At 69.7% G+C, this 284-nt stretch carries 1 protein-coding gene; it reads right to left on the bottom strand.

Annotated features, from left to right (window positions below; genetic code table 11):
- A partial coding sequence (locus B3E43_RS09130) for an ATP:cob(I)alamin adenosyltransferase (protein WP_292028676.1) occupies positions 1 to 284 on the bottom strand: 284 nt, incomplete at both ends.

The following is a 284-nucleotide window of genomic DNA, read 5'->3' as shown; positions in this document are numbered from 1 at the left end:
AGCCGGTTGAGGTAGCGGATCGCCGCCGGCGTCACCGCCTCGCCGGCTTCGACCAGCCGCACCGCCTCACGTTCGGCCCGGCGAGCCACCGTGCGGGCCAGATGCAGATGGGCCGACAGGGGTGAGCCGCCGGGCAGGATGAAGCTGTCCAGTTCCTTCAGGCTCTCGTTCATCCAGTCGATCTCGGTCTCGAGCCGCTCGACCTGGCTGTCGATGATGCGCAGCGCCTCCCATTTCGGCGCGGGCTCCAGCGGGGTGGCCAGATCGGCGCCGAGGTCGAACAG

It is taken from the genome of Brevundimonas sp. UBA2416 (assembly GCF_002343105.1).
Classification (GTDB): domain Bacteria; phylum Pseudomonadota; class Alphaproteobacteria; order Caulobacterales; family Caulobacteraceae; genus Brevundimonas.
Note: the sequence above shows the minus strand (reverse complement) of the source record. Positions and strands in the feature narration are given on the sequence as shown.